General features: G+C 72.1%; 22 protein-coding genes and 1 pseudogene. 8 read left to right on the forward strand and 15 right to left on the reverse strand.

The genetic code is table 11. From position 1 onward, the window contains the following. Nucleotides 1-238: 238 nt before the first annotated feature. From ACMXN5_RS43630 to ACMXN5_RS43640, 3 genes are all read right to left on the reverse strand, one after another. Nucleotides 239-1,462, reverse strand: coding sequence for an alpha/beta fold hydrolase (locus tag ACMXN5_RS43630; RefSeq protein WP_439680408.1), 1,224 nt, complete (start codon nt 1,460-1,462; stop codon nt 239-241). A 258-nt stretch (nt 1,463-1,720) separates the two neighbouring features. Further along, nucleotides 1,721-2,212 carry a DinB family protein gene (locus ACMXN5_RS43635; RefSeq protein WP_439680409.1) on the reverse strand — a complete coding sequence of 164 codons (492 nt, stop codon included), beginning with the start codon at nt 2,210-2,212 and terminating at the stop codon, nt 1,721-1,723. Nucleotides 2,213-2,265: 53 nt separating this feature from the next. Beyond that, complete coding sequence (locus tag ACMXN5_RS43640; RefSeq protein ID WP_439680410.1) at nt 2,266-2,922, reverse strand: maleylpyruvate isomerase N-terminal domain-containing protein; 657 nt, start codon at nt 2,920-2,922, stop codon at nt 2,266-2,268. A 584-nt stretch (nt 2,923-3,506) separates the two neighbouring features. On the opposite strand from ACMXN5_RS43640, the gene ACMXN5_RS43645 reads away from it, so the two are divergent. Next, complete coding sequence (locus ACMXN5_RS43645) at nt 3,507-4,283, forward strand: hypothetical protein (protein ID WP_439680411.1); 777 nt, start codon at nt 3,507-3,509, stop codon at nt 4,281-4,283. 41 nt (nt 4,284-4,324) lie between these two features. On the opposite strand, the gene ACMXN5_RS43650 is transcribed toward ACMXN5_RS43645, so the two are convergent. The 3 genes from ACMXN5_RS43650 to ACMXN5_RS43660 all read right to left on the reverse strand — a co-directional run bounded on the left by ACMXN5_RS43650 (nt 4,325) and on the right by ACMXN5_RS43660 (nt 7,434). Continuing rightward, nucleotides 4,325-4,984 (reverse strand): hypothetical protein, encoded by a 660-nt coding sequence (locus ACMXN5_RS43650; RefSeq protein WP_439680412.1) that lies wholly within the window; start codon nt 4,982-4,984, stop codon nt 4,325-4,327. 71 nt (nt 4,985-5,055) lie between these two features. After that, nucleotides 5,056-5,643, reverse strand: a complete 588-nt coding sequence (locus tag ACMXN5_RS43655) for a hypothetical protein (RefSeq protein ID WP_439680413.1) — start codon at nt 5,641-5,643, stop codon at nt 5,056-5,058. 882 nt (nt 5,644-6,525) lie between these two features. After that, nucleotides 6,526-7,434: a universal stress protein gene (locus ACMXN5_RS43660; protein ID WP_439680414.1), complete on the reverse strand. Its 909-nt coding sequence runs from the start codon at nt 7,432-7,434 to the stop codon at nt 6,526-6,528. A 456-nt stretch (nt 7,435-7,890) separates the two neighbouring features. Here ACMXN5_RS43660 and ACMXN5_RS43665 point away from each other — a divergent pair, with 456 nt between their 5' ends. Then, entirely contained in the window at nt 7,891-8,673 is a 783-nt protein-coding gene (locus ACMXN5_RS43665) for a response regulator (protein WP_439680415.1), read from the forward strand. 42 nt (nt 8,674-8,715) lie between these two features. On the opposite strand, the pseudogene ACMXN5_RS43670 reads toward ACMXN5_RS43665, so the two are convergent. Next, a pseudogene (locus ACMXN5_RS43670) lies at nt 8,716-9,212 on the reverse strand (alpha/beta fold hydrolase); the annotation flags it as partial. Between the two features lie 321 nt (nt 9,213-9,533). Between ACMXN5_RS43670 and sigJ the strand changes: the two are divergent. Next, a complete protein-coding gene (gene sigJ / locus ACMXN5_RS43675; RefSeq protein ID WP_439680416.1) occupies nt 9,534-10,466 on the forward strand; it encodes an RNA polymerase sigma factor SigJ in 933 nt (310 codons plus the stop codon). 10 nt (nt 10,467-10,476) lie between these two features. On the opposite strand, the gene ACMXN5_RS43680 is transcribed toward sigJ, so the two are convergent. The 6 genes from ACMXN5_RS43680 to ACMXN5_RS43705 all read right to left on the reverse strand — a co-directional run bounded on the left by ACMXN5_RS43680 (nt 10,477) and on the right by ACMXN5_RS43705 (nt 14,835). Then, nucleotides 10,477-11,043, reverse strand: coding sequence for a hypothetical protein (locus tag ACMXN5_RS43680; protein ID WP_439680417.1), 567 nt, complete (start codon nt 11,041-11,043; stop codon nt 10,477-10,479). Between the two features lie 44 nt (nt 11,044-11,087). Beyond that, nucleotides 11,088-11,459 carry a VOC family protein gene (locus tag ACMXN5_RS43685; protein ID WP_439680418.1) on the reverse strand — a complete coding sequence of 124 codons (372 nt, stop codon included), beginning with the start codon at nt 11,457-11,459 and terminating at the stop codon, nt 11,088-11,090. A gap of 148 nt (nt 11,460-11,607) precedes the next feature. Beyond that, the gene (locus tag ACMXN5_RS43690; protein WP_439680419.1) at nt 11,608-12,474 is read right to left on the reverse strand and encodes an NmrA family NAD(P)-binding protein; all 867 of its coding nucleotides are present in this window, start codon (nt 12,472-12,474) and stop codon (nt 11,608-11,610) included. After that, nucleotides 12,471-12,950, reverse strand: coding sequence for a hypothetical protein (locus tag ACMXN5_RS43695; RefSeq protein WP_439680420.1), 480 nt, complete (start codon nt 12,948-12,950; stop codon nt 12,471-12,473). The genes ACMXN5_RS43690 and ACMXN5_RS43695 overlap by 4 nt, the downstream gene beginning before the upstream one ends. Before the next feature lie 155 nt (nt 12,951-13,105). Next, a complete protein-coding gene (locus tag ACMXN5_RS43700; protein ID WP_439680421.1) occupies nt 13,106-13,624 on the reverse strand; it encodes a MarR family winged helix-turn-helix transcriptional regulator in 519 nt (172 codons plus the stop codon). 17 nt (nt 13,625-13,641) lie between these two features. Beyond that, entirely contained in the window at nt 13,642-14,835 is a 1,194-nt protein-coding gene (locus tag ACMXN5_RS43705; protein WP_439680422.1) for an alpha/beta hydrolase, read from the reverse strand. 118 nt (nt 14,836-14,953) lie between these two features. Here ACMXN5_RS43705 and ACMXN5_RS43710 point away from each other — a divergent pair, with 118 nt between their 5' ends. Next, nucleotides 14,954-15,550, forward strand: a complete 597-nt coding sequence (locus ACMXN5_RS43710) for a TetR/AcrR family transcriptional regulator (RefSeq protein WP_439680423.1) — start codon at nt 14,954-14,956, stop codon at nt 15,548-15,550. 158 nt (nt 15,551-15,708) lie between these two features. Beyond that, complete coding sequence (locus ACMXN5_RS43715) at nt 15,709-17,775, forward strand: hypothetical protein (RefSeq protein ID WP_439680424.1); 2,067 nt, start codon at nt 15,709-15,711, stop codon at nt 17,773-17,775. A 78-nt stretch (nt 17,776-17,853) separates the two neighbouring features. Here ACMXN5_RS43715 and ACMXN5_RS43720 read toward each other — a convergent pair whose 3' ends face one another. Beyond that, on the reverse strand, nt 17,854-18,786 hold the full coding sequence (locus ACMXN5_RS43720) for a DMT family transporter (protein WP_439680425.1): 933 nt from the start codon (nt 18,784-18,786) through the stop codon (nt 17,854-17,856). Between ACMXN5_RS43720 and ACMXN5_RS43725 the strand changes: the two genes are divergently transcribed. Continuing rightward, nucleotides 18,771-18,947, forward strand: a complete 177-nt coding sequence (locus ACMXN5_RS43725; RefSeq protein ID WP_395792402.1) for a hypothetical protein — start codon at nt 18,771-18,773, stop codon at nt 18,945-18,947. The genes ACMXN5_RS43720 and ACMXN5_RS43725 overlap by 16 nt on opposite strands. Nucleotides 18,948-19,199: 252 nt before the next feature. Here the strand turns inward: ACMXN5_RS43725 and ACMXN5_RS43730 are convergent, their stop codons facing one another. After that, nucleotides 19,200-20,108, reverse strand: coding sequence for a LysR family transcriptional regulator (locus ACMXN5_RS43730; protein WP_439680426.1), 909 nt, complete (start codon nt 20,106-20,108; stop codon nt 19,200-19,202). Nucleotides 20,109-20,188: 80 nt separating this feature from the next. Between ACMXN5_RS43730 and ACMXN5_RS43735 the strand changes: the two genes are divergently transcribed. Both ACMXN5_RS43735 and ACMXN5_RS43740 read left to right on the forward strand, forming a co-directional pair. Next, on the forward strand, nt 20,189-21,172 hold the full coding sequence (locus tag ACMXN5_RS43735) for an EamA family transporter (RefSeq protein ID WP_439680427.1): 984 nt from the start codon (nt 20,189-20,191) through the stop codon (nt 21,170-21,172). 121 nt (nt 21,173-21,293) lie between these two features. Beyond that, nucleotides 21,294-22,919, forward strand: a complete 1,626-nt coding sequence (locus tag ACMXN5_RS43740) for an alpha/beta hydrolase (RefSeq protein WP_439680428.1) — start codon at nt 21,294-21,296, stop codon at nt 22,917-22,919. Nucleotides 22,920-22,941: the final 22 nt, after the last annotated feature.

The raw sequence follows: 22,941 nt of genomic DNA on the forward strand, positions 1-22,941 counted from the left end.
CGACCTCCTCGCTCGCCCGGTGGGGCCCGCTCCCGCGAACGGGCCCCGAATCACCGGTACAAGCAGCCTGCTGGAGCGCGGACGGCCGCGACATGGGGCCGAGCACCGGGTCCACCTGCGGAAAACCACACCCCTGCGGGGTGGTGTCCCGGCGCCGGCCGGGCCTGGGTCAGCGGCGGCAGAACTTGCGTTCCGCCGCTTTCGGGTCGGCCGGGATGGTCGGTCGGGCGTTTGCCGGCTATTGCCGGGCCGGGACCGCGTCGATCGCGGTGGCTACCGCCTCGGGGGCGGAGATCATGGGGAGGTGGCGGGACTTGGGGATGAGCGTGGGGGGCGGGGCGCCTATGCGGTCGGCGGTTTCGGTGGGGGTCTTGTGGTCGAACACGTCGTCGTTCGCGCCGAAGACCACCGACTTGGGCATGGGCACGTCGCGCAGCCGCTGCAGGCGGTCGGCGGATATACCCAACACGCCCTCGCCGAGCATGCTCCACAGCGCGCCCTCGGCGCCCGCCACCTGGAAGGGCCGCCGCCACTGGTCGACCCCCGCGCCGTCGAGCCGAGGGCACTCCGGTCCGCACTGCGAGCCGTACACCTTCCGGATCAGCCAGTCCGTACCGAGCCCGATCCGCAGCAGGCTGGTGCGGAACGGGTCGATCAGCACGTACTTGAGCGCGGACGGCGGACCGGCGCCGGTGTCGAGCGCGTCGCCGTCGAGGAGCATCATCCCCCCGATCCGCTCGGGCGCGCGCAGGGCCGCCTCCGCGACCATCGCGGCCCCGCTGGAGTGGCCCACCAGCAGCGGCCGTTCACCCGGACCACCCAGGTGCATCGCGTCCAGGAAACCCAGGAGTTGCCGGGTGAGGTGGTCGACCGTGTACGGCCCGCGCCGTTGGCTGTAGCCGTATCCGGTCAGATCGAGCGCGTAGACCCGGTGGTCGCGGGCCAGCAGCGGAGCCAGCCGCGACCAGGTGTCGACGGACTCGAAGGCACCGTGCACGAGGACGACGGGCGACCCGGACGTGCCCCACGTCTGGTAGCGAGTACGGATGTCGGCCGCCTGTACGTAGGTCAGCCCTTCAGGCGGGTCGGCCCGGTCGTCGGTGAACGCGTTGTACGTGAACGACGCGAGCGTCACGGCGACCAGCGTCACGACGCAGGTCAACGCGATCCGCCGCCCCCAACGGCGAAGCCGCGACCGCGTCCGGGGCGGCGGGGTGCCGTCGGACGGCGGGTCCGTGGCCGGATGGTCGGCGTCCGAGGGCGGGTCGGCCGTGGAGGCGCCGATACCCGCCGCCGCCTCGGTCACCATCGCGGTCGTTTTGGCGCCGCCCGGCCGGGCCTCGGTGGCCGAGCCGGCCTCGTCACCCCGGCCGCCGCCCTCCGCCCCGTCGGCGCCGGTGTCGGCGTCGACCTCGGGACCGGCTTCGTCGTCGGTGCCGTTCTCGGTTGGTCGGTGCTCCACAGCAGTTCCCCGTCGGTGGTCGAAAGCGCCGGTACACGACCCGGCCCGGACGCGGCGGCACACCGGGCGGGGCGGACGCCTCCGCCCCGCGCAGCCGCCCTGACGAGAACAACTCTCGCCCGCGCCCCCCGGCGCCCGCATCCGACGGGAGAAGGCTCCTCGCGTGCTCCGCGGGGGGCATGGCACAGCAAAGCCCATGCTCCCCCGGAAGTAGTCTCCACGCCGCACCGGGGCCGAGTCGCCGCGGCGGAGCGGGAATCAGGGACGCGGGTGGTCGCCGATCGCCCCGTCGAGGAGTTCGCGCACGATGTCCATGTGGCCGGCGTGCCGCGCCGTGTCCTCGATCATGTGGATCAGGACCCAGCGCAGGGACACCGTAATGCCGTTCCAGGACGTGCCGACGTCGTCCAGGCCGAGTTCGCCGACGACCCGGTCGGCGGCGACCCGCGCCCGGCCGTAGAAGGCGACGAGGTCGGCCGTGGACTCGCTCGGCAGCACGGTCATGTCGTCTTCCGGGTCGAACCACAGCGGCTCGGTCTCGCGCCCGAAGGTCGTACAGAACCACCCGTACTCGACCGCCGCCAAGTGCTTGACCAGGGACAGCAGATTGGTCCCCGAGGGCGTCATCGGTCGCCGCAGCGCGTCGTCGTCGAGACCGTCGAGCTTCCACAGGACCGCATCACGATGTCGATCGAGACTGGCGAGCAGACTCTCCTTCTCGGCACCGGTGTAGGGCACGATTCTTGTCATCGACGGACCCTAACAGCGCACACGGCGCACCTCGTGAGCCCCGCCCCGAACCGTCAGCCGAGGAAAAGCGGCAGCCGCTCCGCGAGATCGCCCAGTTCGGCCCGCTCCCCGTCCGTCGCCGCGCGCCGCCCGGTACCGACCAGCAGCGCGTCCCGGTCCGACCACGACGCCGGGAAGGAGGCCCCGGCGATCCGCTCCAGCAGCTCGCGGGTCCGGGCCGGCCCCTCGGCGGGCGGGCCCGCCGCGTCCGGGAGGTGTGCGATGAGGTCGAGGTGGTGCAGGGTCCACTCCAGGACGTACACGGACAGGTAGTCGGCCACGGTGAGCACCTGGTCCCGCGTACCGACGCGCAGTTCCGGATCCGCCAGTTCGGCCGCACGCCCGGCGGCCGAGCCCACGTCGTCGAGGTGGAACTTCAGCAACCGGGGATCCTGGTACGCGGCGGCCAGCCGAACCGTCAACGCGTCGAGCGGATCGTCACCGGTCGGTGGCGTCTCGGGGACCTCCCAATACGTCACCGCATCGCGCGTCGGCTCCGTATCGGCGGGCGTCACGAGTGTGATCAGGACGTCCTGCGCGTCGATGACCAGGTGGCACACCAGGTCCCGCACCAGCCAGCCGGTACACCCCGACGGCCGGGCGAAGTCCTCGTCCGAAAGCTCGGCAACCGCCGCGCGCAACGCCGTCCACGAGCGTGAGAAGAGATCCACACGGGCACGCTAGTCCGCACCACGACACCCGACAAACGCTTTTGCCCGACGCGATATGGATCGGTCGACCGGGCCGTTCACCCGCACGGGTGCGTCGGTCGGAGCGGGGATTTCCCCGGGACATGTGCCCTGTGGGGCCGGGGCGGTCCGGTCGTGCGTATGCGTGATGCGGCGAGGGCGGCTTTTCTGGTGTGGGCGATAGGCATCACCGAATGGGAGCGAACATGCGTACGACGACCGGGGCGGCGAAGAACACGTCGGGTGGCGAGGCGGGGAGCGGTGCCGGCGACGGGCGACGTCGACGCGCCATGTCGTGCCCGCGATGCCTGGGCGCGAGCGAGCGCTGTACCCACACGATCGGGGAAGCGACCGGCGTGATCGTCGTCGGCTCGGCACCCTCCCGGCCACCGCACCGGGCTTCCTGGACCCGCGCGGGTACGGAGCGGGGGCGCGGCCGCCGGACCCGGTGAGGATCGACCACGGATCGACCACGGATCGACCACGGATCGGCGCCGGCTAGACTGTCGGCGCCGATCCGGCACGCACGGCACGGGGGCGGGGCGAGGGACGAGGGAAGCGGGCGGATGCACATCGACGACCACGTCCCGGTCCACGAGTTGATGTCGATATCCGCCTCCCAGCGCTACCGATTGCTCGCGGATCGACTGCACGCCACCCGGTTGTGGGCACACGAGGACGTCTTCGCCACGGTGTTCGCCGACGCCGCACGACTCGTCTTCGGGGGCGGCGAACAGCACCGCGACGCCCGGCGGTTCGTCGACCAGACCTTCGTCAACCTGATCACGAGGCCGGGCGACCTGGTCCTGCTGTGCCGGGCCGTTGCCGACGTGGAACTGCGCCTGGCCGTCGTGGAGGCCTATGTCCGGCACCCACTGGTGTCCGAGAACATCCTGTCCGCGATGGGTGCGTCGGGCGAGGTGCACCGCGAACTCCCGCCCGGGGGTTGGACCGAGGTCCCGATGTACCACCATGCGATCGCCCGCCTGCGAGCCGAGCCGGACCGGCGGTTCGACCTGCACGAGCTGACCCCGTTCGGTACCCGCCACGACCTCTCGGCCGCCGCCTCGGCGCTGCGTGCCGCGCTCGAAGCCGATCAACTCACCGACCAGGCACGCGCATTGGTCCTGGAGTCCGCAATCGTGGACATCCCCGAGCCCGCCTACCACGAGGGCGACCGGGTCCGCGTCGTGGTCGACGATCGCAACCGCACACCCCACAGCGGTTCGATCCGGTACAAACTCTGGCACTACCGCGACCGCACCTGGTACTTCCTGCTCCGCACCGACACGGGCGCCAGGATCTCCAAACGCTACGCCGCCGGCGACCTGCGCCCCGACTGATCACCGGCCGGATCACATTCGGCGAAGCAGGCGGCCGGCGTTCAGTCGAACAGGGACTCCTGTACGTCGCTCGGGGGGAGGAACTCCGGTTCGATCGGGGGCGGGTACGTGCCCGCGGTGCGGGCGAGGTCCTCCAGGGTGGACCAGCGGCGGCCGGCGATGCCCTCGCCGACGAGGGTGTGGAACAGGTGGGTCACGGCGTAGGCGTCCCAGGTGGCCGCGCGGTCCTGCGGCGGCTGGAGGCCGATGGCGCGCAGGCGGTTATCCAGGGACTGCGGCGTGGCGGTGGGCCGGACGACGGCGGCCAGAGTCATCAGGTCCAGCACGACGCAGGACGCGAGAGCCGCGCAGTACGCGCGTTGTTCGCGGATGATCGTCGTCTCGGCGAACGGCGGGACCGCGATCAGCGCGTGCGGGTGGTCGCCCGAGATCCGCCGGTCGATCGCGGCCAGTGCCTCGGCCAGGGATCCGGGCTCGGCCGGCGGGACGGGGGCCGTGATCGGCGCGGGGGGAGGGCTCCCGGGCTCGGGCGGTTCGATCACCGCGTGCGCCCGCCAGGAGACGAGGTCCCCGATCCCGTGGTGCGCGAGGGCGGCCACCTCCACCGGCGCCGGGCGCTGCACACCCCGGGTCACCAGCCGGAAGCGAAGCCCCACGAAGCGCACATCGGACAGTGCCGTCGTAGTCGCGTGTCCTGCCATGCGGGGAGTGTAGGCGCGCCGACCCCGGGAATCCCGAACCCCCGACGGCACAGGCGTTTTGCGGTTGTTGCTCAGACCACGGCCGCCTGGACGGTGAGGGTTCCGGCGGCGGTGTCGAGGGCTGCCTCGGTGCCGAGCGGAATCGTCGGCGGGTGGGGGCCGTGCCCGGCGGGGATGCCGCCGAGGACGGGGACGCCCAGCCGGCCCAGTCGCTCACGCAGGACGTCCACGATGCCCCATCCGCCCAGGGTCGGGTCGTCGGCGTCCCGCTCGAAGCCGAGGAATTGCCCGAGCACCACGCCGCGCAGACCGTCCAGGGCTCCGCTGCGGGCGAGTTGGGTGAGTGCACGATCGACCTCCCCCAGTCCCGTGCCTCGTTGGTGTTCGAGGAAGAGGATGGTTCCGTCGAGCGCGGGCAGCCCGGCCCCGGCCTCGGTGCGGATCGCATCGAGGTTGCCGCCGACCAGGACGCCGACCGCGGTGCCCCCGAAGGTGATCGGGGCGGTGACCTCGGTGGGGTCCCGGTGCAGGGTGACCGGCGTGGTGGTGGTCAGCGCGCGACGCAGCGCGGTCGCCGAGGCGGGGCCGCACCGGTCTCGGCTTCCGTCCGGGAACGGGCCGTGCAGGGAGGCGAGTCCGCAGTGGGCCCACAGGGCCACGTGGAGGTGGGTGATGTCGCTGAAGCCGACGAGAGGCTTCGGGTCACGGCGCAGCGCGTCGAGGTCGAGGTCGTCGACGAGGCGGTAGGCGCCCTTGCCCTTCGGGGTGGGTGGGGGGCTGGTGGGGGTGGAGGGTGTGGCCGGTGACGAGTTCGGAGGTGATTCGGAACCATGCCTGGTGGGGGTCGTGGGGGGTGGGGAGTAGGCGGTTCAGGCGGGTGAGTGTGGTGGGGTCGTCGATTCGGGAGGCGTGGCCGGTGATGGTGCCGGTCCAGCCGGTGTGTGCGGTGGGGTCGATGTGGTCGGTTTGGAATGCGACCACCGTGTCGAGGGCGGCCTTGGCGAGGGGGGAGTCGGGCGGGGGTGCGGAACACCACGCATTCCCGGTCGAGGGCGAACGGCACCACGTGGACGGCCGGGAGGGCGCCTTCGCTGACGATGACGCGCCCCATCGGTTCGCCTGCCATCAGGCGGAGGGTTTCGCGGCGGCCGAGGGGGTGGCCCGTGGGTGGGGGCTTGCTCATGGCTCAACTTTCGAACCGGGCGCGGGAGTGGCACAGGGCCGAACGGCCCTGAGCCCGCGCTGTCGAGCGCTGCGGTACCACGTGCCGCGCCGCGGAGCCCGACGCCCCGCGAGGCCGTCAGGGCAGGGGTACGCGCCATTCGAGCAGTGCGCCGCCGTCGGGTGCGGGGCCGAATGTGCAGGTTCCGCCGAACAACTCATCCAGACGCATCCGCGGCAAAGCCGGCCGCTGCTCCGACGCCACAACCCCTCCCCACCATCGATGATCCGTCGAAGACGTTTTCTCGGGACCATCGTGTCAAACCGGGTCGAGGGTGTGGCCGCCGCGTCCGGTCGGCCCGGCAGGCGACGGGATCCGGTCAGGCGATCGGGACCAGCAGCACCGGTGCCTTGGAGTGGTGCAGCAGCGCGTGGGTGACGCGGCCGAGGTTGGGTCCGAAGCGGCCGTGGCGGCGGTGGGCGGCCAGGACGACCAGCTCGGCCTCGTCGCCGGCGGCGAGCAGCGCGTGGGTGGGGATGTCGCAGACGATCTGCTCGGTCAGCGGTACCTGGCGATAGCGGTTCATGACGGGTTCGAGGGCCGCGGCGAGGGTGGCCTCGGCGGTCTTGCGGCCGTCGTCGCCGACCCACAACGGGGCCGCGTAGGGCGCGGCGGGCGACACCGGGGGTGCCCACGCGTGTACCGCGCGCAGTGCCACGCCGCGCGCCTGGGCAGCGGCGAACGCGGCCTCGACGGCGGGGGCGCAGTCGATGCCGGACACCCCCACGACGACCGTGCCGGGTGCGTCCAGCGGGACGTTCGCGTGCGGCGCGCGGACCACCAGGACCGGGCAGCGCGCGGCGGCGGCGACGGACAACGACACCGAACCCAGCAACAGGCCCACGAAGCCGCCCAGTCCGCGACTGCCGAGGACGACGAGCGCCGCGCGGTCGGTGGCTTGCTCCAGGGTCGGCACGATGCGGGCGAGTGCGACCGTGGTGACGATCGCCAGGTCCGGATGGCGCAGCCGGGCCCGCTCGGCGGCCGTTCGGACCAGGGATTCCGCTTCCTCCCGCAGTTCCGCCGCCGACTGGTCCTCCTCGCGGTCCGGCGCCCGGTCGACGACGTGCAGCACCTCCAGCGGCACGCCTCGGAAGGCCGCTTCGTCGGCGGCCTGTTCGACGGCGAGGTCCGCGAGCCCGGATCCGTCGACGCCGACGACCACGTGGTCGCGCAGGGGCGCGCCGTTGCGCTCGGGGGTGGGGACGGGCGAGGGGTTGTGGTTCATGGACTGCTCCCGAGTCGGGTGGGGTAGGGGTATGCACCCGTAAGGTTGATGACGTGGTGGGTCCGCCGAAGTCCCGGCTCTCGTCCGGGAGTTCTCGTCGCAGTGGCCGCCGGGGCACGATGTCGTCGCTCTTCCCGTGCACCCATGCGTACCCCCTTGCCCGCAGGTGAAAAGTCGCCGACGGCATCGGGATCGGCGTCCTCGGCCGGACCCGTCGAGCATGGCGTCGATCCGGCCGGCCCGGCAGGGCCGCAATACCCGGTCCCCAGGGCCGTTCGGCCCGGTCATCGCTCTCGCCGGGTGCGCCCCGCCGCTCGCGGTCGCCGATCAAGGTCTCTCGGCCCTGGTGGTTTCGGGACCTCCGGCCCTGTCGGGCGCGGTTCGCCCCGCGCAGAATGAGCACGACGCCGACCCGACCGGGTGGCGCCTGTTCGTCATCGTCGGGGAGCACACACCATGGAAGCCGGGTCCACCACCGAAGTCGTCGCCGAAGCGCGCCTGCCCCGCGACACCGGTGCCACGCGAACTTCCGCGCCGGGGCGGGTGACCGGGCAACCGGGCGAGACGATCCGGGTGTTCCTCCTGGACGACCACGAGATCGTGCGCCGCGGCCTGGCCGATCTGCTCGGCGCAGAGGGCGACATCGAGGTGGTCGGCGAGTCGGCGTCGGCGGCGGAGGCGACCCGCCGGATACCGGCGCTGCGCCCGCATGTCGCCATCCTGGACGGCCGGTTGCCGGATGGCAGCGGGATCGATGTGTGTCGTGCGGTGCGTTCGTCGTTCCCGGAGATCAACGCGTTGATCCTGACCTCGTACGACGACGAGGACGCGCTGTTCTCCGCGATCATGGCCGGCGCCGCGGGCTACGTCCTCAAGCAGATCCGGGGCAACGATCTGGTGCGCGCCGTCCGGGAGATCGCGGCCGGCCGGTCGCTGCTGGATCCGGCCAGTACCGCGAAGGTCCTGGAACGTGTGCGTACCGGAAACCGCGAGGACTCGCTCGTCGCCACCCTCTCCGACCAGGAACGGCGCACCTTCGACCTGGTCGCCGAGGGCTTGACGAACCGCCAGATCGCCGAGCGTATGCATCTCGCGGAGAAGACCGTCAAGAACTACGTCTCCACGATGCTCCACAAACTCGGCTTCGAACGCCGTGTCCAGGCAGCGGTCTTCGCGGGCACCCTGGCCCACCCGGCCGCACCCTCACCGGAGGTGACGCGAACTCCCGGGCGCGGGTGACGGCACCGCCGAAGCCGCGTTCGAGGGCCGGGTCCCGCCGCTTCAGGGCCTGCGGCCGCGGAAGGTGCGGCGCAGGTCGTCCACCCAGGCGTCGGGGTTCTCCCAGGGGATGAAGTGGCCGCCGTGGTCGTGCGCGTTGACGTTGACGTGGTTGAACCACGCGGCCTGCGGGCCGGTTTCGAACGCCCGGACCCGCTCGGCGGCGGTGTGGATGCCGGGCGGGTTCTCGTAGGTGACGAGGGTGACGCCGACCGGGGCCGGTACGACCGGGGTGGGTCGTGGGCGGGGGTCCACGGGTGGCGGTCGGCGTACTTGTGGCCGAGTTGACTGGAGACGAGCCCGCCGATGTCGCAGCCCCCGGCGGCGTACTTCTCGTATCCCAGGGTCTCGGTCATCAGGGTGTGCCAGAGGTCGGAGACCTTCCAGAAGTTGACGTCGGGAAAACCGGTGAGCGGGCCGGGGAAACCGAAGCCGGGCAGCAACGGCACGATGACGTCGAACGCGTCGGCCGGGTCGGCGAGCGGGTCGATATGGCGTGATTCCTTACCGGGCGGGGGAAGCGGGCTCCGACGATGGGATGTTTCCACGTTCGCCCGGGGTCGTGTCGGGCGGTCAGGACGGTTGGGGCGGGGTACGGATGGGAAGCGCGCCCGGGTGAGTCCGGGCGTGGGCGGCCGGCTGTGAGGCCGCTCACACCGTGTCACAGCCGGGCCGGGTGTCTTGTCCTGGAGGGCGTGACGAATACACGGCGGGCTTCGGTGCCGATCATCGCGTGCGACTACCCTGCGGACGTCGCACGGAGGCGTCCCCGACGGGAAGGCATGGACATGAGCGGTGATGAGCCGGGCGGGAGGCGTTCCGTGAGTGGAGCGGTGGACGAGACGGGCGCGATCGGATACCGGCCGCTGCTGTTCTCCATCGCCTACGGGATGACCGGCTCCGTGGGCGACGCCGAGGACATCGTCCAGGACGCGTTCCTGGGCCTGACGCGCGCCTGTCAGGCGGGTACGACGATCGTCGAGCCGAAGGCGTACCTGACGACGGCGGTGACGCGCCTGGGCATCAACCACCTGCGCTCGGCGCGGGTACGGCGGGAGACGTACGTGGGGGACTGGCTGCCCGAACCGGTCGTCACCTCGGCCGAGGCGCCGGGACCGGCCGAACACGCCGAGCTGGCCGATTCGTTGTCGATGGCGTTTCTGGTGTTGTTGGAATCCCTGTCGCCGGTGGAGCGGGCGGTGTTCATGCTGCGCGAGGTGTTCGGACACGGCTATCCGGACGTCGCACGGATCACCGGCAAGACCGAGGTGAACTGCCGGCAGATCTTCACGCGCGCCAAACAGCGCATCGCCGCCGCCGGAGAGGCGGGAGAGAGCGCACAGCCCCCGGCGCGGCGGGCGGAGGGCGCGGAACTCGCACGCCGATTCTTCGACGCCGCCGGAGGCGGCGACCTGGACGCGCTGCTCGACATGCTCGCGCCCGACGTCGTCTTCCACGGCGACGGCGGCGGCAAGGCACGCGCCCTCGGTCGGCCGATGACCGACCCTCGGCGGGTCGCGCAACTGCTGGTCGGCGGCCTGCGCCGGATCCGGAAGCTCGGGGCGTCCCTGCACCCGGTCCTGGTCAACGGCAGACCGGGTGTGGTGTTCCACGACGCCGAGGACCGCGTGCTCAGCGTGGTCGAACTGGACATCGCCGACGGCATGATCCGGGCGATCCACTCGGTGGCGAACCCGGACAAGCTCGCCCACCTCGGCCCGGTGTCGGATGTGGGCCTGCTGCCGACGGACTGACCGGGGCGGGCTACGTGTCGTGCGGGCCGGGACCCGGGCTCGCGCGGAAGTCTTCGCGTGGTCGGGGAAGTCGGGCCCCGTCGACGTTCCACGCGTGGGGAAGCGCCTCGTCGCAGACCGCGCAGACGTAGTGCCGATCGCGGACGATGTTGAGCTGCCGACAGGAGGGGCAGCGGCGGAAGACCACCTCGTGGGTGAAGCCGCCCGGGTGCGCGATCCCGGCCCGGGTCAGTGCGCCGGCCACGGCCGGCCACGAGCCGGGGTCGGGGCAGTAGCCGGTGGACTGGTTGCAGATCTCGTCCGCGATCCATCGTCCCGCGTGCGAACGGAAGGCGATCTCCCCGGCGCTCAGCACCTCGCTCCCACCCGCGCACACCACATGCTCGCTGCGGCGCGGAGCCAGGCGAAGTACACCCGCGACATCGACGACGAACGTGAACGGTTCGCACGCCTCGCGTGGCCCGCGTGCCGAGATCCACGCGTCGACGTCCGCGGCCGAGCCGATCGATCGCCCCGCGTTGTCCGGACGGACGAGGGCCGTCAGGTCGGCGGGCCCGACAAAGCGATACCTGCGCACAGGCGCGTCCACGCCTGCCGGCCCAACGCGATCCGAACCCCCGGTCACGCTTGGCAGATGCAGAAGGGGTGGCCGGCCGGGTCGGTGAGGACCCGCGTCCTGGCGGCGTCATAGGGCTGGTGGTCCGGCTTGCCGGCGCCCCATTCCAACAGTCGGGCCTCGGCCTCGTCCAGGTCCACGACGTCGAAGCACAGGTGCAATTGCTGGGGAACCGTCTGCCCGGGCCAGTCGGGTGCCCGGTAGTCGTCGACGCGCTGAAAACCGATGAAGAGTCCGTCCTCGCGGTTGAGCCCCGCGAAGTCGGCATCCGACTTCGGGTGCGGTTCGAAGCCCGTCGCCTCCTGATAGAAGGCCGCCAACGCCGGTGGATCGGGGCAATCGAGCGTTATCGCGACCAACTTCATCTGCAGGGACATGGCGCCTCCGGACCCATCACGTCACCGGACTCTCGTGACGTCCACCCTAGGGCTAGTGTTCCGGTGCCCGGCCGCCTGATCGTCGTGGTTGCGAAGGAACGACAACGATCAGGCTTCGGCCTCGGCGTGCCTGCGTGTGTGTTTGGGGCTATTGGAAGTGGTGGGCGTTCTCCGCGAGGAAGGACTCCAGTGTGCGTGGGGGGCGGTTCAGGAGGGTTTCGACCGTTCGGGTCGGGGACTCCGGGTGGGTGATGGCCAGTTGTTGGATCTCGACGATGTGGTCGGCGAGCCAGGCGGGGAGGCCGGCGGTGGTGGTCAGGGTGGTGTGCATGGCCTCGGTCGGCAGGTCGATGTAGCGGATCGGGCGGCCCAGGGTGCGCCTGAACAGGTCGGCCAGCTCGGGGTTGGTGTAGGTGCGGTCGCCGGTGAGGGTGTACGTGTGGCCGGCGAGGTCCGGGCGGGTCAGGATCTCGGCGGCGACATCGCCGATGTCGCGGCAGTCGACGTAGTTGCAGGGGGCGTTGCCCATGCTGCCCAGGAACACGCCTTCGGCGGCGATCGACGGGGCGAGGGTCAGCAGCTTCTGCATGAACGCGTACGGCCGGAGCACGGTGTGCGGCATGCCTGTGTCGCGCAGTGCCTGCTCGATGGTGTGGTGGCCGCGCGAGACGGCCACCGGCGAGTCCGAAGTGGCTTCCGGGGCCGAGAGTTTGACGACGTGTCGGATGCCGGTTGCGGCGGCGACGGAGATCGCGCACGTCTCGTGGGTTACCTGCGCCGGGCTGTTGGCCATGGCGAGGAACAGCTGGCTTGCGCCGTCGAATGCCTTGCGCAGCGAATCCGGGTCCGCCGCGTCGGCGCCCCGCACCTCCACCAGCGCGCGGGCCGGCCCGTCGAGGCGCTCGCGCAGCGCGTCCGGGTCCCGGCTCAGCGCGCGGCTCGGGACGCCGAGGGCGACCAGGCGGTGGAGAAGTGCGCTTCCGGTGGTCCCGGTCGCGCCCATGACGACGATCATGTCCGTGCTCCTTGTGCCGTGGGTGAGTGGTGCCGTTGGGCGCCGCGCCAGCGCCAGGTGATGATGGTGGTGGCCAGGGCCGCCGACAGCGGCAGGTCCAGGCGCAGCCGCTCCGGCCAGTTCCCGTGGTGCGGGATGATCCGCTCCGGCAGGTGGCCTCCGACGAACCAGCCGACGCACGCCGCGAGGGCGGTGATTGCCAGCGCCAGGACGACGGTCGGGATCACCCGGGGGGTCGAGGTCAGCCAGCTCCGGCCGGGCCCGCGCCGTTGCAGCCAGGAGCCGACGAGTGCGGCGACGATCGCCGAGGTTCCGGCGATCGACGTGCAGGCGGCGATGGTCAACTCCTGCTGCCCGGTGGCCACGCCGCCCGCTCCGGCCATCAGGGCGGGGGCGAGGTAGGCGACCAATACCTCCCGCCACAGCGTGAAGGGGGGTGGGCCGGCGCCACGTCCGGTGGAACGTCCTTGCCTCATGGGGATATCGATCTCCGTTTCGGGGTCGCCATATAATTAGCTCCCTAACTATATGGGTGAAGAAAAGGCCACCCCAGGTCATCGCACTCACGTGACGACAACCTTGGGACGGCACACCTGCATGACGGGTGGTAAGTGGTGAGTGACGGCGGGTGCTACTCCGCCGTCAGCGCCGGAATCCCCCGGACCACACGACCGAGCAGATCCAGGAACACGGTGCGCTCCTCGGCGTCGAGCGCGCTCACCATCTCCTGGAGTCGGCCGAAGTGCGTCGGGGCCAACTCGCGCATCTTCCGCGCCCCCCGCGCGGTCAGTACGACCACGGCGGAGCGGCCGTCCTCGGCGGACGGTCGGCGCAGCACCAGTCCCTCCCGCTCCAGGCCGCCGAGTAGTCCGGTCACCGTTGCCCGGGCGACCCCGAGCGCATCGGCGAGGCCCGAGGGGGTCATCTCCCCGTCGGCGTCCTCGAGGGCGGCCAGCAATCGATAGCGGCCGGCCGACAGGCCGAATCCGGCGAAGTGCGCCTCGACCGCCTGCCCGAGTCGCGCCCCGGCCGCCAACAATCGCACGGCGACCAGTACGGCCTGCGGGTCGGCGTCGAGCCCGTAGCGCCGGATCTGGCGGGCCGCCTGATCGAGCGTGGGGGTTTCCTCGGGCAGTGGATCGTGGTGCATGGAAAGTAGTATGGCTCCTAACTATTCATTCCGTCAACACGCCCTCCCGCGGTGCGGGCAAGGACCCGGGTGGCGAAGGTTTCGACGGCGTCGACGACGGCCTCGAAGCGCGGGGAGTGGAACAGGTCGAACGCGTGCAGGGCGCCCGGGAGTTCGGCGTAGACGACGGGGTTGCGGGAGTGGGCTTCGAGGGTCCGGGCGAAGGTTCGGGCGATCTCGATGGGGACGATGGTGTCCAGAGTGCCGTGGGCGATGAAGAACGGTGGGGCGTCCGGGTGGACGTGGGTGCCCGGGGCGGACTCCTCACCCTGACCGTAGTAGGGGCCGAGGTAGCCGTTGAGCACGATCGCGGCGGTGACCGAGGTGTCGACGGCCTCGAAGCCGGGCTGGTACGCCGGGTCGCCGGGGGTGAGCGCGGCCAGCGCGGCGAGGTGGTCGCCTGCCGAACTGCCGGATACAAAAAGGGTGTTCGGGTCGCCGCCGTATTCGTGGGCGTGCTGTCGCGCCCACGCGACGACCTTTTTCGCATCGATGAGGTGGTCGGGGTGTTGCGCGGCCGGACGCAGGCGATGGTTCGCACTGACGCAGATCCAACCCCGGCTCGCCAGGCGGTGGATCAGCGGCAGCGACTGGCTGTTCTTGCGACCGCGGTGATAGCCGCCGCCGTGGAGGTGGATCAGCACCGGCGCGAGGGCGGGGGAGCCGGGGTTGCCGGCTCGGTGCCGGCGCGGGCGTGGGTGGTACACGTCGAGCAGGTTGCGACCGCCGGGCGCGTCGCCGTAGGCGATGTTCGCGATGCGCCGGACGTCGCGTCGCCGCCGGAGGAAGGGGGCGAGGGCGATGTGCAGCGGTGATGGGCGGGTGGGGTGGGCGGGCGTGGACGCGGTCGTGGGCCCGGCGGATGGGCGGTGGTCCGGGCCCAGGGCGCTGGTCAGGGCTCGGGCGAGGGCGGGTCGGGCGTGCGTCGCGCGGCGGAGCAGTACGAGGATTCCGACCGCCGTCAGGGCCGCCGTCGCCGCCGCGATCCGGCCGCCGAACGAGTCGAGGTCGCCCTGGGCGTACGCCCACGCCGACCACCCGGCAAGCCAGATCAGCGCAAAGACGGGCATCTCGTCGACGAGCAGGCCGACGCGGAAGCTCGACTCGGCGAGCCACCGTGGGCGGGGCCGGGGCGCGAGGGCGAGCGCCGTACCGAGCAGGACGGTTGCCACAGTGCACACATAGCCGACCGGCATGACGCGCACGACCCTCCGGGAGAAACCGTCCTTTGTCCCTACTGGAACGGAACCACCATAGCTGTGGTACCACGTCTGGGGTAGATTGGAGGGCGTGAATCAGCGACGTCGGGATCTTCTGCGGGATGCGGCCATCGAGGTCCTGGCGGAATCGGGAGCGCGCGGGTTGACCCACCGCGCTGTCGACACCGCCGCCGAGCTGCCTCCGGGCACTGCCAAGAACTACTTCCCGACCAGGGATTCGCTGCTGCGCGCCGTCGCCGAGCGGTGCGTGGAACTGTACGGCCGGGTGCCCGGGCCGGAACCCGTCGACCGCGACGCGGTGGCGGCGATGTTCCGTGCGCTCCTGGGGGACGTGGCGGGTCCCGGCCGGTCGCGGATGCTCGCGTTCTTCGAGCTTCAGGCCGAGGCCGCGCGCAAACCGTGGCTGGGGGCCATCCTCGACTCGATCGCCGCGGCCGACTTCGACGCGTTCGACCGAGCGCTGCGCGCCGCCGGCCGGCCGGTCGCTCGCGAGAGGGTCGCCGCGTTGACCCTCGCCCTGCACGGCGCGATCCCGCACCTGCTGGCGGGAGGCGGCCGTACCCTGGCCGCCGCGGGACTGGACGACCTGGACCGATTCGTCGCCGACCTCCTGGATACCCTTGTCGATCCGGCCCCGCCCCCACCGACCGGAACCGTGCACCCGTGATCTTGGCGGCTTCGCGACGGTCGTCACCGGGGGCGGTTTCGGGCGGTGCGTGCCGGGCAGCCGGGTGGGGGCGCTGACAGACTGGGCGGCGGCGGGGCGGTGGTGGGCCGATGGTTCGTGCGCCCGACATCGGTGGGGAGTGAAGGGGGCGAAGGATCGTGCTGAGCAGGGCCGTCTCGACGCTGTGGCGGCATGCCGATCCGGACCGGGTGATCCGGCTCGTCGCGCGTTGCGGTCCGGCCGAACGCGGGCGGGTGCTGGCCGAGTTGGCGGATGTGCCGGGCGTGGTCGAATACGCGCTGGCGCACGGCGACCGGAGCGATCATCTCGCGCTCGCCCGATACGATCGGCAGCGGCGGTCCGTACTGGCGGACCTGGTCGCGCTCGACGACCCCGAGGTGGATCGGCAGGTCTTCGTCAATCCGCGCGCCGACACCCGCATCCGGCGCCGGATCCTGAGCCGCGACCGCCCGCCGCACCCCGAACTGCGCGAGATGTTGTCGACGACGCGGACCCGGCCGTACATCCTGGCCCTGGTGTACGCGCGCGAGGCCCGGTTGATCCGGCACGCGCTGGCCGTGCTGGGTCGGCAGCCGAACCGGGCCGTCGTCGAGCGGGCCCGGCTCCAGGCTTTCGTCGGGCTGTGGCGGGCCGAGGGGCCGGAGGCGGTGCTCGCCGCGCTGTCCGTGCGGAACTACCGCACCCGGGTGGTCGCCCCGCTCGTGCGCGCGGCGCTGGACGCGCCCGAGGGGCTGATGTTGCTGGAGGTCGGGGCGTGCGCCGACGCGGACACCGACGAACTGGTCGGGCTGCTGCGGTCCCCCGGCCTGCGCCGCGCCGAGGCGCGACACGTACTCTCGCTCGCGGCCACGCCGCCGGACTGGGACGCGCTGCGGCGGGCACACCGGCGGACCCCGTTCGCGCCGATCGTGGCCGCCGCGCTCGCCGGCACCGAGGGTTGCCCGCCGGACGCGGTCGTCGAGTTCGACGCCACCCTCGACCACGCCAATCGGCCGCTCGAACGCGCCCTGCTGGAACACGTGGTGACGCCGGAGCACTTCCTGCACGCGGGCCGGCCCGCGTGGGACGTGTTGCGTTCGGTCGACGACTTCTGCCCCCGCTCGGCGCAGGCCGCCGCGTTCGGCCCGCTCGTGACGGGGCTGCGGCCGCTGCTGCCGGACGACGTGGAGGGGTGGCTGCGGCTGGCCCGGGTGGGGCCGGGGTATCCGGGCACGGTGTACGAACTGCTGCGCCACGTCCGCGAGTCGGGTGGGGCGGGCGGGGACGACGGGACCGGGAGGCCTCCGGTGGTCGGTGCCGATTCGGCCGCGCGACCTCGGCCGCCGGTGGGGCCGTCCGAGCTGCTCCGGGGCGCCCCCAGCCCGCTGTCGCTGCTGCTGTCCCGGGTCGATCCGGAACTGGTGGCCGAGGTGGTCGCCGTGCTCGAACCCGCCGACCTGCTCGCGTTCGGCGCCGGCCGGCACACCCTGGCCCCGCCGGTCGCGCTCGCGCTCATCGGCCGCGGGCTCGGGGAGTTCCCCTACCGGCTCGCCCGGCGGATCACCGCCCGCGGCGACGCGCTCCAGGCGCTGGCGGCGATCGACGACGAACTCCCCGCGCACGTCCGCAAGTCGCTCGAGGACGCCGACGAGGGCATCTGGTACTTCGACTCCCACCGCGGCCGAACCCACTACCGGGTCGAGGGCCGTGCCTCGGCGGCGGACCTGGCGACATGGCCGGCTCCGGAGGTGCTGCACGCGCTGCCTGCTCGTGTGCCCGCCGCCCTGTGGGCCAGGCTGGCCGAGGACCCGGGCCCGATACCCGCGCCCGCCCGTGATCCGGCGGTCGTCGTCGCCGCGTACCACCCGGACTGCCCCGAGGCGCTGCTCCCGACGCTGATCCGCCGTCAACCGGGCTTCTTCTCCCACGGATCGATTCGATCGCCCGCCGTCGCGCGCGCCCTGATCGCCGACCCCCCGGTACGCGACCTGCCCATCTGGGAGCTCGGCGACCTGCTGTACGACGGCCTGCTCACCCCCGGCGAGATCCTGACCGGAGCCCGCCCGGCCGCACCCGCCCTGGTCGTCTGCCACGCGTATGCCCGCGACCTGGTCCGTGGGCACCTGCGCGACGACGACGCCTGGACGGTGGCCGCCAACCTGCTCCGCGACTTCACCGGGACACCGGCGGAACTCCTGGCCACGGCGGTGGCGATGACGTCGTGACGGGCTGACGCACCCGCCCGGCCGGCCGATCGCCCGGGGCCTGCGACATGTGGCAACTCCCGGGCGACCGGCGGGTGTTCAGGAGGTGCTGCGGGAGACCGTCTGTTGGATGGAGATGGCGATCAGGACGAGGAGAGCGCCGAGGATCCGGCGGCCGTCGACGTGTTCGCCGCGGAGCAGCACGGCGAGGACGGTGGCGGTGAGCGGTTCCAGGAGCACGGCGATCGTGCCGGCGCCGGGGCCGGCTCGGTGGAGTCCGGCGAAGTAGCCGGTGTAGGCGGCGGCGGTCGGGAACAGGCCGAGGAAGAGCAGGGCGCCGAAGGTGTCAAGGCGGACCTGGAAGGTCATCCCGTACACGAGGCCGGCGGGCAGGAGCAGGGCCGCTCCGGCGAGGAAGCTCAGGCCGGTGGAGGCGATGCGGTCCAGGCCGGCGGGTTGTTCGCGGCGATCCAGGGACAGTATGGCGAAGCCCGCCGCGGCGAGCAGGGCCAGTGCGGCGCCCGCCACCCGATGGCCCCCGGCGGTGGGTGAGCCGAGCAGGAGGACCAGGCCGCTCGCGGCGGCGACGAGGGTGCCGACGGCACGGCGCGAGGGCCGCCGCCGGTCGAGCAGCGCGGACCCGACGGTCACCATGACGGTGACGCCGACCATGGTGGTCAGCGTGGCCAGACCGACGGAAGTGGCCGCCACCGCACCGAAGTACGCGGCCTGGAAGACCGCGAGCAACAGGCCGGCGGTCGCGATCCGGGACCATGCGGCCCGTCCGCGCGGAAGGGCTCCGAGGCGACCGCCGACCGCGGCGTAGGCGGTGATCAGGATGCCGCCGAGCAGCAGGCGGTAGGCGGCGACGGCCAGCGGACTCAGCCCCGTGCGGGAGGCGAGGAGGGAGCCGGCGAGGCCGCCGGTGCCCCAGAGCAGGCCGGCGAGGATCAGCAGGCTGGTGCCGCCACGCGGGTTGCGGGCGGCGGCCGAGGAGGATGCCGGAAGGAACGACGATGAACGTGCGGACATGGGAAAGCTCCGACTTCGACGTGGACGAGGACAACGTCGGAGCGGGGTGTCAGCGCTTCAATGCGGATCGCTGCACATCGGGCAGCACCGAATGGGGCCTCGGCGGCAACGGCCTGCCGGACCCGAAAGACGCCCCGCTCAGTGGCGGGGCGGCGGGGTGATGACGCGATGGCGATGCACGAGGATCACCGTATCGTGCACGCACGCTTCGGTACACGGCACGGTTCCGGGCATCCGCGTGCGGGCGAAGTGCCGTGCGGGCGCCGCGGTTTGTGCCGTGCCGTGCCCTTCCCGCGCCCGCGTGGGCCGCTGTCGGCGACGGCCGAGGAGGGTGGCGGCCTCCTCGCTACCCGGCTGCCCCGGACGCCGTGCCCGGGGATCGGGGGCGCGTCCGGGTTTTCCGGCCCGTCGGCTCACGCGTCGTCTCGGTCCGGGGTCGTTGTGTCGGGAAGACCGGGAACACCGAGAATGCCGAGGAACGCGCTTGCCGCCGGAGTGCGGGCGAAGCGGCTCCAGATGACGTATTCGACCCGCACCGGCGCGTCGGCGATCTCCAGCGTGACGACGCCGGCGAAGCGCGGCGCGTAGGCGGCCGGCAACATCGCCACGCACAGGCCGCGGCCGACCAGGCGGGGGATGAAGTCGGTGGTGGTGATCTCGAAGGCGACATCGCGGGTGAGCCCGGCCGCCGCGAAGGCCTGGTCGGACTGGACGCGTCCGGCGGTCCCGGCCGGGAGGTCCACGAACACCTCGGCGGAGAGCCGGTGCAGGTCGACGGTCGACGCGCCGGCGAGCGGGTGGTCGGGGGCGACCATCGCGACGAGGTGGTCGCGGCCGAGTTCGTGGGCGGCCACACCCTGGGGGTGGGCGGTGGTGGGCAGGCCGAGGAAGGCGACGTCGAGCGTCCCGTCCCGGACCTGCTCGATCAGGTCGTCGCTGGCACCGACCCGCAGGCTGATCCGTACCCGCGGGTAGCGCCGGCGGAAGTCGCCGAGCGCGTCGGGGATGTCGGCGGCGGAGACGGTGGGGATCAGGCCGACGGCCAGGCGTCCGCGTACTTCGCCGACGGCGGCGGCGACCTCGGCCGCGGCCCGTTCGGCCGCGTCCAGGCACTGCCGGGCGGCGGGCAGGAACGCCTCGCCGGCGGGGGTGAGTCGCACTCGCCGGCTGGTTCGGGCGAACAGCCGCGCGCCGAGTTCGCGTTCGAGCCGGGCGATCTGGTGGCTGAGGGCGGACTGTACGACCAGACACCGCTCCGCCGCGCGGGTGAAGCTGTTGGTCTCGGCCACGGCGACGACGTAGCGCAGCTGCTGGAGTTCCATGGATCAATCTTGAATCGAGATCGATGCGGTGACAAACATGTCTTGGACTCATCGATCGGTGTCGGGTCAGACTCCGAGCCATGACAAACCGAACCGGCCGAGGGCCGTCCGGCGGCGCGGGCGGCGCTCGCCACGGGAACCTGCCACGTACCGCCCTGACCGCCCTGGCGCCCCTGGTCTGGGGCACGACCTACATCGTCACCACCGAACTGCTCCCGTCCGGCCACCCGCTCTTCGCGGGCCTGATGCGCGCGTTGCCCGCCGGCCTGATCGCGCTGGCGTTCACCCGGACGCTGCCGCGCGGCGCCTGGTGGGCCAAGGCCGCGGCGCTCGGCGTCCTGAACATCGGACTGTTCCTGCCGCTGCTGTTCATCGCGGCCGAACGCCTGCCCGGCGGCGTCGCCGCCACGCTGTCCGCGGCCCAGCCGCTGATCGTCGCCGTCCTGGCCGTCGGCGTGCTGCACGAACGCCTGTCCCTGCGGCGGCTGTTCTGGGGCGTGACAGGCGCGGTCGGCGTCGGCCTGGTGGTGATCGGGCCGAACGCGGCGCTCGACACCATGGGTATCGTGGCGGGCCTTGGGAGCGCGGCCATGATGGCGTCCGGCCTGACGCTCACCAAACGTTGGGGACGCCCGGACGGGGTCGGCCCACTGGCCTTCGCCGGGTGGCAGATGACCGCCGGGGGCCTGTTCCTGGTACCGGTCACCTTCCTGGCGGAGGGAGCGCCACCGGCGATCGACACGAACGCCGCCGCCGGTTACCTCTGGCTGGGCGTGGTCGGCGGCCTGATCACCTACGTCCTGTGGTTCCAGGGCATCGGCCTGCTGCCCGTCACCTCCGTCGCGGTCCTCGGCCTGCTCTCCCCGCTGGTCGCCGCGACGCTGGGTGCCGTCGTCCTCGACCAGACGCTGGGCCCGATCCAACTCGCCGGCTTCGCTCTCGCCCTGGCCGCCATCGTCGCGGGCCAACTCCCCGCCCCCGCCCCGAAGTCCGCCATCCCCACCGCCCCCGCTCCGGCCGGCGCCCCGCAGCGGAAACGAGCGGCCGATGCGGGCGGCCGGTGACCAACGGTGACCGCCGCCGACCGCCGGTCGGGTCGAAAACGCCGACCGCCGTGAGTAAAAGCTTGGCAACGTGTGGACGGTGGGCTGGTTATGCAATTTCACATATCACATCATGCTCAGCATGAAAAAAGTCATCGCCCTGTGCTCGGCGGTCGCCGCGATCGTGGCCCTCGGGGGAGCGTCGGTCAGTGCCGCGCCCGACGATCCCGCCGCCGAGGACACCGGGCAGGGAAAACTCGTCTGGAGTTCCTGTAACGACGCCACCACACCCGCGCTCGAATGCGCGATGCTCGACGTGCCGGTGGACTACGCGGACCCGCGCGGCCGCAAGATCAAGATCAAGGTGAACCGACTGCCCGCCACGGCGCCCAGTGACAAGCGGCAGGGGCCGATCCTGCTCAACCCGGGCGGCCCCGGGGACTCGGGGTTGTGGATGCCCGCGTTCATCTCCGGGCAGATCCCCCAGGACGTCGCCTCGACCTACGACTGGATCGGCTTCGACCCGCGCGGCACCAACGGCAGTGAACCGCATGTCGTGTGCGACGCGACCTACTTCCACGGCGAACGGCCCGACTACCAGATCAGCCAGGGCACTTCGAAGGCGTGGCTGGCGAAGGCCGCCGGATACGCCGCCGACTGTACGGCCGACTGGTCCTGGTTGATGCCGCACATGACCACCGTCGACAACGCGCGCGACATGGACAGCATCCGACGCGCACTGGGCGCGTCGAAGATCAACTTCTACGGCGGATCCTGGGGCACCTCGCTGGGCTCCACCTACGGCCAACTCTTCCCGTCACGCGTGCGCCGCATGGTGCTGGACAGCATCGTCGGCCCGACCATCAGCTGGTACGACCACAACATCCTCCAGGACAGGGAACACCAGCGCCGCTTCGACGCGTTCGCCGAGTGGACCGCCAAGGCCGACCCGGTCTACCACCTCGGCACCGACGCCGCCGCCGTCCGGCGGGCGTACGACCAGGTCGAGGCCGCGCTGCGGACCGACCCCGTCGACGCCGCGCCCGCGCCCGGCAAGATCGGCCCCGCCGAGTTCGAGGACACCTTCTACGGCGGCGGCTACAACTTCCTGCGCTGGCCCCGAATGGCCACCGTGCTCTCCGCGTATGTCACCCAACACGACACCAGGCCGCTGAACATCGCCTACAACCGCTACGCCGCGCCGGGCACCGACGACGCCACCTTCCCGGCGTACAACGCGGCGCAGTGCACGGAGAACGCCTGGCCGCGCGACTGGGAGTTCTGGAAGAAGGACCAGGCCCGGGTCAACGCGACCGCGCCCTTCTACACCTATAACAACATGTGGTACAACGCGGCCTGCATGTTCTGGCCCTACCAGGGCAACCAGGCGGGCCGGCTGAAGATCACCGGCAAGGGCCTGCCGCCCGTCCTGCTCTTCCAGGCCACCGAGGACGCCGCCACGCCGTACGAGGGCGGCCTCGCGATGCGCGACGCGCTGCCGAATTCCAAGCTGGTCGTCCAGACCGGCGGCAGCTTCCACGAGATCCTGTTCCACGGCAACGCCTGCCTGGACGACACCTTCACCGCCTACCTGCGCGACGGCAGCCTCCCCAGGGGCGGCGGCCGGATCGCCAAGACCTGCGCCCCCGAGGCCGATCCCACCCCCGTGTACGTGACCCCGCCGCCGGGGCTCACGGCCGAGAGCGCGGGCGGGGCCGCGCCCCTCGCGCCCATTGACCCCGAGGCCGTTCGGGGCGTCCTCCGATAACCCCTCCGATAACCCGTCGACC

Origin of the sequence: Embleya australiensis, assembly GCF_051903075.1 — a bacterium.
Classification (GTDB): Bacteria; Actinomycetota; Actinomycetes; order Streptomycetales; family Streptomycetaceae; genus Embleya.

What these genes read in the sequence shown, in the direction of transcription:
- ACMXN5_RS43730 (WP_439680426.1), bottom strand. Translation starts at nt 20,108, where the DNA reads ATGGAACTCCAGCAGCTGCGCTACGTCGTCGCCGTGGCCGAGACCAAC.
- ACMXN5_RS43690 (WP_439680419.1), bottom strand. Translation starts at nt 12,474, where the DNA reads ATGATCGTCGTCATGGGCGCGACCGGGACCACCGGAAGCGCACTTCTC.
- ACMXN5_RS43700 (WP_439680421.1), bottom strand. Translation starts at nt 13,624, where the DNA reads ATGCACCACGATCCACTGCCCGAGGAAACCCCCACGCTCGATCAGGCG.
- ACMXN5_RS43665 (WP_439680415.1), top strand. Translation starts at nt 7,891, where the DNA reads ATGGAAGCCGGGTCCACCACCGAAGTCGTCGCCGAAGCGCGCCTGCCC.
- ACMXN5_RS43635 (WP_439680409.1), bottom strand. Translation starts at nt 2,212, where the DNA reads ATGACAAGAATCGTGCCCTACACCGGTGCCGAGAAGGAGAGTCTGCTC.
- ACMXN5_RS43735 (WP_439680427.1), top strand. Translation starts at nt 20,189, where the DNA reads ATGACAAACCGAACCGGCCGAGGGCCGTCCGGCGGCGCGGGCGGCGCT.
- ACMXN5_RS43660 (WP_439680414.1), bottom strand. Translation starts at nt 7,434, where the DNA reads ATGAACCACAACCCCTCGCCCGTCCCCACCCCCGAGCGCAACGGCGCG.
- ACMXN5_RS43720 (WP_439680425.1), bottom strand. Translation starts at nt 18,786, where the DNA reads ATGTCCGCACGTTCATCGTCGTTCCTTCCGGCATCCTCCTCGGCCGCC.
- ACMXN5_RS43685 (WP_439680418.1), bottom strand. Translation starts at nt 11,459, where the DNA reads ATGTCCCTGCAGATGAAGTTGGTCGCGATAACGCTCGATTGCCCCGAT.
- ACMXN5_RS43695 (WP_439680420.1), bottom strand. Translation starts at nt 12,950, where the DNA reads ATGAGGCAAGGACGTTCCACCGGACGTGGCGCCGGCCCACCCCCCTTC.
- ACMXN5_RS43725 (WP_395792402.1), top strand. Translation starts at nt 18,771, where the DNA reads ATGAACGTGCGGACATGGGAAAGCTCCGACTTCGACGTGGACGAGGAC.
- ACMXN5_RS43645 (WP_439680411.1), top strand. Translation starts at nt 3,507, where the DNA reads ATGCACATCGACGACCACGTCCCGGTCCACGAGTTGATGTCGATATCC.
- ACMXN5_RS43740 (WP_439680428.1), top strand. Translation starts at nt 21,294, where the DNA reads ATGAAAAAAGTCATCGCCCTGTGCTCGGCGGTCGCCGCGATCGTGGCC.
- ACMXN5_RS43650 (WP_439680412.1), bottom strand. Translation starts at nt 4,984, where the DNA reads ATGGCAGGACACGCGACTACGACGGCACTGTCCGATGTGCGCTTCGTG.